The organism is Chlamydiales bacterium (genome assembly GCA_031292375.1).
Lineage (GTDB): Bacteria > Chlamydiota > Chlamydiia > Chlamydiales > VFKH01 > JARLHF01.
In genome coordinates this window covers 1-8,350 of the sequence record JARLHF010000060.1, presented here as the reverse complement: position 1 = coordinate 8,350, position 8,350 = coordinate 1, and the positions used below count along the sequence as shown (strand labels likewise).

The window sequence follows — 8,350 nt, the reverse complement described above, 5'->3', positions numbered from 1 at the left end:
TCGAAGCCCTATTAACTTCATTGTTAATATATTTGCAGGGTTAATTGCTTATACATTACAACCCAAAAAACCAGCTTTAAATTTTAATGAACAAGAGCTTAAGTTGTTAACAATAACCTAGTTAAAAATCGAGCTGACGTTAACTTAGTTTAGCGTCAGCTCGATTTTCAACTATCTGTTAATCAATCTGAGGGATTTACATGCTGGTGCATCACGGGTGTAATTTACCAGTGTAATTTATAGAGTAATGCTCTGGGTTATGTTGGAAAGAGATCTGATTCCAGACTGGTGCGGTGGACTTTAAGGCTTGCCCCTAGATTTGTAAACAAGCCACAATTTCGTCGACGGTGTTTAATGGTAATTTGGTAGCTTGGTGAAGTTTCAATAATTGCATTGCGACTAGTTGTAAATATAAGATCTTCGTTGGGATTATAAGAGATTGTCCGAGTTGTTAATGTTCCCAAATCTATGATATTTTCTACTTCAGTAGTTTGTTTTTCTAACCATTCGTTAAGGGAAAGAGCCTTTGTGCTATCCAGTGCAGGGTCAATGATCCATTTAGTTTTATCTGCAAGCTCAACATAGGGCGCTATATGATATCTCCAAGAAATAGAGTTTCCTCTAAAATCTTCTATGGTTTTTGCTGTTTTTGCTGATGTAAAAACATATTGTTTTTGTAAGCTTTTTGGGGAAGTTCCCAGGGCAATAAGGAATTGAATGGTGATGTGCGCTCTTGTATGGCAACCATTTTTAAGGTAATACCAGGGAAAAATATCGGTGGCATAAAGAGCCTTTACTACTTTATCCAACACATCTTTTGACTGGATGGGAATAGCTTTTGTTTTTCTAAATTGCTTTAAGATTTCCTTTGAAGCAAATGCAATACCATGTTTTTGCAAGGTGGTTTCTGAAGGGATGTGAGTCATGATGTAAGAGGGAAGATAAGTATGTGGTTGTTGTCCAACGCTTGTAAAGATGAGTTTTATTGAATTTTTCTGTTCCAATAATCTTGTTTCTAAAACATCTTCAATTATATCATCGAGCACTTTTCCATATTTTGGTAAAAGTAGTATCCTTTTGACAGCAAAAGACGTTTTTAGTAAAAGGCGCACAAATGCCAGGTGGGGCATCTTTTGGGTGTTGGCATTGTATTTGAGTAAATGGACGAGTGAGCGTTTCCATGCCCTTGCGATACGCAAGGCAGCATCTTTTGTAATCAATTGAAGTGTGCGTTGCATAGAAATAGATACTGGGCTTAATTTGCAAAGAAAGTCTTTTTCCCTTATTGATAGGCATTGTCCTTTATTGAGTTTGGCTTCTAGTTCATTGAAAAAGAGAGGGATAACTTTTGTAAGAGTTAGGATCTCAACGTTTATTCCTTTTTTTGAAAGTTGTGTATAGCGTTTTTCTAGAAAAAGGTTACTTACAGCTTGGTAGATATTGGCCGCACCTGGTGGTGTAAGGCTAATAATTTGGAGGTCGTTTCGTGCTTCTGCACCCCATTGGATGAAGGCATGGACGATGGATTCATGACAGGCCGGCATTTTATTCCTGCTCTAAAAGTTCTCTTAGATAAGGAAGATTTTGGACCTTTTCCCAGGCACTCATCGTTTCTTGCCATACATAGGATTTGGTTGAGACTACCTGAGAGCGCCATAGGTTAAGAAGCTCTGTAAAGCTTATGGGGCCGATACTCGTGTGAGTATTATCTAAATAAAACCAAGGGGTTTGTTTAATAGAAGGGTTTTCTTCTACAGGCATGCAAGGAACATTTTCTGTAGAGATGGTTTTTTTTGCAGCGATGATACGTTGATTTGTTTGTCTGTTGTATGTGAATTTTGTAAAAAGAGGGAGCAAAAGAAGTATGATAAACCCGAATATACCAAATAGAAAACCTATAAAAAACCATAAAGCAGGCGATCTGCCCTGCCTTTTGGCGATAGCAGAACAACAAAAGCCGATGATAGCTAGAAAGAAAAGAGTAAAAATAAGATTCATTAGCAAGTTATCCATAAAATTAATGCTCATGATACCCTTTTTCCTCTTTCTTTTAAAGAAAAGGTTGTTCTAGAATTAATTTACACACAGGTAATGGATTATGAAGATAGATACTAAAGAATTTGAGCTTCCAGACACCCTTTTCATCAGAGACATCGATAGTCAAGTGTTTCACTCTATCGTTTTGCAATGTCTTACACAGATAGAAGGGATACATCTTTTAGAAGGTAGTTTAGTAAGTAGCTTGCTGGGCCTTGAAGAGGCATCTCATGTTAAGGGCATTTACATTGAACAAGACCAAAGGAATCACTCGGTTAATGTTAAAGTAGAAGTAAATGTCGCTTATGGAGTGCCTATTCCTAAAAAGGCAGAGGAAATTCAAACTACGATCTCTATGGAAATCACTAAGATGACAGGCTTGCATGTAGGAGCTGTTCACGTAGTTTTTAAAAATCTCTATTTCCCAGATAACAAGAGAGAAAAAATTATAGGAATAGAGCCTTCTTCTAACAGTGACTATTCGGATAAATTTTAGAAAAAATTAAGAGGCTAGCATGCGATTTGGATCGCTTTTTTTTTCTGTGGTGCATCTATTTCTCTCCTTTTTGCTGATGGCATGTGGCGTAGCTATTTTGATGATTCCGCTAACAGAGCAATTTCGTGAATCTCTTATGCATTTGATAGATAGTAGAAGTATAGATCTTGTTATTTTTGGAAGTCTTGTTGCTCTTTTTGGACTTTTCTTAATGGTCTTACTCTTTTTTGCTTATAAGAGACATGTTTTGGTACTCACTATGGGTAGCAAGCTAAAGGTTAGTGTGGATGAAAAGGCTTTACAAAAGTATGTAGGAGAGTACTGGAAAGAGCTTTTTCCGAAAATGGATGTGCATAGTACGCTTTATGTGCGCAGAAATCAAATTTATATTACAGCAGATATCCCATCGAGTAAAAGTACAGATTATGAGCATTTACTTCAGAAAATAGAAGAAGGACTTGCAGACCTTTTTGAGAAGTACTTTCAGTATACAGATGAATTTCATCTCAATGTGAGTTTTCGCGATGCTGTTTCCAGTGACTAATAGCCTCTACGTCTTTTGAGGATAGCCCTTTTATTTGCATAAGCGATTCTGTCTCTGCTAGCATGAGCTGCTTTGTGCTACCAAAAGTTTTTAAGAGAAGCTTTTGTTTTACAGGACCAATGCCAGGGATTGTGCTTAATACAGAACTTATCATTTTTTTGCTTCTCTTGGCTCTGTGAAAAGTGATAGCAAAGCGATGCGCCTCGTCACGTATCTGTTGAAGTAAAAATAATAGTGAAGAGCTTCGATTCAATAAAATAGGATCTTTTCTATTTACTAAAAAGATAACTTCTTGAGAAGAGCCCTTGTCATGCCTGTGCTCTTCTTTTGCAATAGCAATAAGGTCTACACCAATAATATTTAAATCGGTAAATACTTTTTTAGCAACATTTAGGTGACCTTTTCCTCCATCGATGATGACGAGGTTTGGCAGAGTATCTTCCTTTTTTGCTTTTGAATAGCGCCTTAATAAGATTTCATACATGGCTCCATAATCATCTGAAGAGTTGGTGGCTTTGAGTAAGTATTTTCGGTAGAATGCTGTTTTCTTTTCTGCTTCAATGAAAACTACCATGCAGCCTACAGAATCTGTTCCAGAAAGGTGAGAGTTATCAAAACATTCGATACGGTGAGGGTAGTGCTCTAGTAATAGCTTTTCCTGCATATCTAAAAGGTTTTTTTGACGGATAGCCTTATTGTCCTTTTCTTTATGAAAAGAGCTTTGTGCATTTTTATAGGCCATTTCAATGAGTGCTAATTTATCTCCTCTTTTTGGTGTGTGGAGGACTATTTTATGTTTCTTTTCATGACTTAAAATTTCTTCTAAGCTTGTAGACTCTATCAAAGGGATAGGTAGCAAAATTTCGAAGGGTGCATTTTCTTGGGTTAAATAATGTTGAATAAGAAAAGAGGAGATAAGCTCTTCATCATCTTGTAGGATATTAGAAAATTGAAATACTTCAAGAGATGTAAGCTTTCCTTCTCTAAAAAGAAGCTGACAAAGAGTTACTTCAGAGCCTTCTCGATAGATGCCAATTGCATCCATATCAATGCGCTCTATTCTTGTCACTTGTTGAGATTCTAAAGCATGTTCGATGTATTTGATTGCTCGAAAAATTTCTGCGGCCTTTTCAAATTCAAGAAATTCAGAGCAGACTTCCATTTCCTTATAGAGGTTTTGTAAAAGCTCTTTATCTTGTCCTTTTAGAAATTGTGAGGTGCGCTTTACATGAACTGCATACTCTTCTTGTGTGCATTTATTGCAGCAAGGAGCAATGCAGCGTTTCATTTGATATAGGATGCAAGGGCGCGTTCTTAAGGCAAATTCCCTGTCAGAACATTGTCGCAGTGGAAATGTGTGTTGTAGTAGGTCTAATAATGTTTTTGCTTCTAATGCATTTAAGTAAGGGCCAAAGTAAGTGCCATCATTTGGAGGCTTACCTTTGTAGCGCACGAGTTGTACCATAGGCCAGCTATCATGGGTAAGTTTTAAGCTTACATATCCCTTATCATCTTTTAAGAGTATATTGTACTTTGGTTTATATTTTTTAATGAGAGTATTTTCAAGAAGCAAAGCTTCTTTTTCAGAGGAGACAACGATTGTTTCAATGGTTTTGACTTTTTGAACAAGAAAGGGAACATAGGGTCTATCATCTTGAGATGTAGAAAAATATTGTTTGACACGCGTTTGGATATTTTTTGCTTTTCCAACATAAATCACATGGGCTCTTTCATCTTTCATCAGATAAACGCCAGGGTCCTTTGGAAAGTATTCTAAAAGTGTTTTGTCAAACATTGCTTATTTATTCAAATAGGAGAATTTGGTGCTCATGAATAGGTTTTTTAATTCTAGAAGAGGTTATGGATTTTTCTTTTTTTCCAGAGCCCTCTTCAAGGCGATTTAAGATCTCTTTTGCTCGGAGTGTTACACTCAAGGGAAGGCCTGCAAGCTCTGCTACATGGATACCATAACTTTTGTCAGTTGCACCCTTGATAATTTTATGTAAAAAAATAATTTTGTTATTTGCTTCTTGGACTGCAACATGGTAGTTGACAGCTCCACTGATGCGGTTTTGAAGTTCTGTAAGTTCCCAGTAATGCGTTGCAAATAGAGTTTTTGCTTTAGTTGGAATGTTTAGTAATAGATACTCTGCAACGGACCAGGCAATTGCGATACCATCATAGGTGCTAGTGCCGCGACCAATTTCATCTAAAATAACTAAAGATGAGAAAGTTGCGTTATGTAAAATAGTTGCAGTTTCGCTCATTTCTACCATGAATGTGGATTGGCCGCGAGAGAGATCATCGCTTGCACCAATACGTGTAAAAATTTTGTCGACAAGGCCAATATGAGCAGATTTTGCAGGAACAAAGCTGCCCATCTGCGCCATTAAAGTAATGAGGGCTACTTGTCTTATATAAGTGGACTTCCCAGCCATGTTTGGGCCTGTAAGGAGAATGAGACTGTTTTGAGAGTCATCTAAGAGAGTGTCGTTAGGGGTAAATATTTCACTCAAAAGAGATGATTCAATGATAGGGTGTCTTCCTTCTTGAATAAATAGTATGGAGGATGTATCAACGATGGGTTTTGTGTAATTCCATTTTTTTGCAGCAAAGGCAAGGGAGTAAAGAGCATCTATTTTGCTGATCGCTTTTGCGACAAGAGAAATACTTTCTGTATATTTTAAAATGTGAGTGCGTAAAACTGTAAAAAATTCTTGCTCTAGTTGAATCATGCGCTCTTCTGCTGTGAGCACCTTTTGTTCATATTCTTTAAGCTCAGGAGTGATAAAGCGCTCATTATTGACAAGCGTTTGTCTTCTTTGAAAGGATGCAGGCATTTTTTCTGCTTGTCCTTTACTTACTTCAATATAATATCCAAAAGCATGTGTAAAACTGACTTTTAATGTTTTGATGCCAGTTTCTTCCCTTAGCTTGTTTTGATAATTGATAAGCCATGACTTTCCATCTTTTCGAATTTCTCGAAGCTCATCGAGGTCTTTATCATAACCCTCTCTAAAAATGCCGCCTTCATTGGTGCGTACAGGTGGTTCATCGACCAATGCTGCCTTAATTTCATGAACAAGCGGTGTAAAGTCAGTAAGTAGAGAAGATTCTTCTTCAAACAATAAGCTAGAAAAATATAAGAGGGTGCATTTAAGCTCAGGAATGGTTTCTAAAGAAAGAATTAAGTTTAAAAGATCTCTTGGACCACAGTATCCAGAAGATATTTTCATCGTTAGCCGTTCGATGTCTTTAATTTTACCAAGAGTTACAGCAAGCTCTTGCATTTTCAAGAAGGATGTGAGAAGAGATGTAATGCTCTCTTGTCTTTTATGAATTTCTTTCAGGTCAAGTAGGGGCTGTAAAATCCAGTTTTTGAGAAGCCTTCCTCCCATAGGGGTTCTAGTATAGTCAAGAACTTCTAAGAGAGTGTACTTTTTGCTTCCATTTCGCATCGATTCTACAAGCTCTAAATTTCTCTGAGTGGATTTATCGAGTTTTAAGAAACAAGAAGGCTCGTAGTGTGTAATAGCGTGGATATGCTGAGTGGGCAGAGAAAGTGTTTCTTTGAAATAGTGTAAAAGGGATCCTGCGGCTGTGATGGCGCTGTTCATGCCTTTCAAGCCAAATCCATCAAGATTGTGCACGTTAAAGTGTTCTGATAATGTGTTATAAGCCATGTGATGATCAAAATACCATTCATCTTGCGGTGAGAGCAAGAAGTTATAAAGCTGTGATAATTCATGGAAAAATTTAGAATGTCTTTCTTGAAATTTATGAGAAATCAGAATTTCAGAGGCACGAAGTGCATAAAGCTCGTTTGCAAGATCGCCTATTTTTTCACATTCCATCGCTTTAAAATCCCCTGTAGAAAGATCGATAAAGCTTAGGCCAAAAGAGTGGCCAATTTGCACAATGGATGCAAAGAAATTATTAGACTTTTCTGTTAAAAGTGAGGAGTTCAGAAGAGTGCCAGGAGTTATAATACGAACAATATCTCGCTTTACAAGGCCTTTTACAGTTTTGGGATCTTCCAACTGTTCAGCAATGGCCACTTTGAGCCCTTTTTGAACTAATTTGTCGATATAGGCATCACATGTATGGTGGGGTATACCTGCCATGGGTATACCTTGTCTTTGTGTAAGGGTTAAATCTACAACTTCTGATAAAGTCGTTGCATCATCGTAAAAAGCTTCATAAAAGTCTCCCATACGAAATAGGAGGATGGAGTCTTTTGCTTTTTGCTTGCAAGCATGCCACTGGGCCATCATGGGCGTAGTTTTTATTGCATCAGTCATATATTATCCAGAAATGATTTAGTCTGAAGAAGATTCAGGAGCTATGGGCGCTGCTGGCTGTTCAAACCATTCGTTTACCTTGGCAACGTGTTCAAGTAGTGATTGAATTCTAGAGAGCTGCGTTTGCATGGTATCTAATCGTCTTTGAATTTCAATGAGTTCTGTATCCATTTGAAGCAAAGTTTCTCTTGGGATTTGCACTTGGTTAGTTTGTTCAGGAATAGTTTGTGCTAGTAGAGAAGAAAAGGTGATACAAAGAATGGCTAGTAGAGAGTAGTGCATGCTCAAACATCTCCAACATGATGTTTTTCATAGGTGCCCATAAGCGTTGCTTGTGCTAAAATATGGCCATCCATTGCTTTTTCAACCTGTTTTTTTGTAGCTCCTTCAGCAAGGGGCAGTGTGCAGTCAAGCGCATAGAGTTTAAAGAAATAGCGATGTCTTCTGTCAGGCGGGCAAGGGCCTATGTATCCAAGAGAGCCAGATGTGTTTTTTCCAAGCGTGCCAGGAGGTGTTAAATTTTCTTTAATCACGGCTGTGTCTTTTGGCATGTTAAACACAACCCAGTGATCATACATACAATCTTTTCGAATGTTTACAGGAACGTCTGGGTCATCCATGATTAATGCAAGGGAGAGTGTGCCCTTGGGAACATCTTGAATGTGTAATTCCGGATTGCATCCGAGTCCTTCACATGTATATTGTGAGGGGATGTTTTCATTTTCTTTAAAGTGGGTGCTCGTTAGTTTCATGATAAATCTCCAAGTAAATCCACATATGTTCCCCACGATACTATGATTTTTAATCATTAAAAGCTCGAATTTTATTATACACACAGCAATTAGGAGCGGGATGTTTTACGAAAGAAAATAGGAAATTATAAGAAAATTCTTCTCATAGAAATGACATGTTAACGTAAAATGCAAAAAATTATTATGTATATTTTGTGATAGCGTTTTCAACGAGTACGTT

General features: G+C 37.4%; 8 protein-coding genes. 2 read left to right on the top strand and 6 right to left on the bottom strand.

Features of this window, described 5'->3' with window-relative positions:
- Positions 1–257 precede the first annotated feature (257 nt).
- A complete protein-coding gene (locus tag P4L16_07560; GenBank protein MDR3624977.1) occupies positions 258–1,544 on the bottom strand; it encodes a protein-glutamine glutaminase family protein in 1,287 nt (428 codons plus the stop codon).
- A 1-nt stretch (position 1,545) separates the two neighbouring features.
- Positions 1,546–2,028, bottom strand: a complete 483-nt coding sequence (locus P4L16_07555; GenBank protein MDR3624976.1) for a DUF4339 domain-containing protein — start codon at positions 2,026–2,028, stop codon at positions 1,546–1,548.
- A 70-nt stretch (positions 2,029–2,098) separates the two neighbouring features.
- Here P4L16_07555 and P4L16_07550 point away from each other — a divergent pair, with 70 nt between their 5' ends.
- Together P4L16_07550 and P4L16_07545 are read left to right on the top strand one after the other, a co-directional pair.
- Positions 2,099–2,533 (top strand): Asp23/Gls24 family envelope stress response protein, encoded by a 435-nt coding sequence (locus P4L16_07550; GenBank protein MDR3624975.1) that lies wholly within the window; start codon positions 2,099–2,101, stop codon positions 2,531–2,533.
- Positions 2,534–2,552: 19 nt separating this feature from the next.
- On the top strand, positions 2,553–3,077 hold the full coding sequence (locus P4L16_07545) for a hypothetical protein (protein MDR3624974.1): 525 nt from the start codon (positions 2,553–2,555) through the stop codon (positions 3,075–3,077).
- Here the strand turns inward: P4L16_07545 and uvrC are convergent.
- The 4 genes from uvrC to P4L16_07525 are packed head-to-tail and all read right to left on the bottom strand — an operon-like array spanning position 3,040 to position 8,130.
- Complete coding sequence (gene uvrC / locus P4L16_07540) at positions 3,040–4,872, bottom strand: excinuclease ABC subunit UvrC (protein MDR3624973.1); 1,833 nt, start codon at positions 4,870–4,872, stop codon at positions 3,040–3,042. The genes P4L16_07545 and uvrC overlap by 38 nt on opposite strands.
- Before the next feature lie 7 nt (positions 4,873–4,879).
- Positions 4,880–7,378: a DNA mismatch repair protein MutS gene (gene mutS, locus P4L16_07535; GenBank protein ID MDR3624972.1), complete on the bottom strand. Its 2,499-nt coding sequence runs from the start codon at positions 7,376–7,378 to the stop codon at positions 4,880–4,882.
- An 18-nt stretch (positions 7,379–7,396) separates the two neighbouring features.
- On the bottom strand, positions 7,397–7,660 hold the full coding sequence (locus tag P4L16_07530) for a hypothetical protein (GenBank protein MDR3624971.1): 264 nt from the start codon (positions 7,658–7,660) through the stop codon (positions 7,397–7,399).
- Between the two features lie 2 nt (positions 7,661–7,662).
- Positions 7,663–8,130 (bottom strand): YbhB/YbcL family Raf kinase inhibitor-like protein, encoded by a 468-nt coding sequence (locus tag P4L16_07525; GenBank protein ID MDR3624970.1) that lies wholly within the window; start codon positions 8,128–8,130, stop codon positions 7,663–7,665.
- Positions 8,131–8,350: the final 220 nt, after the last annotated feature.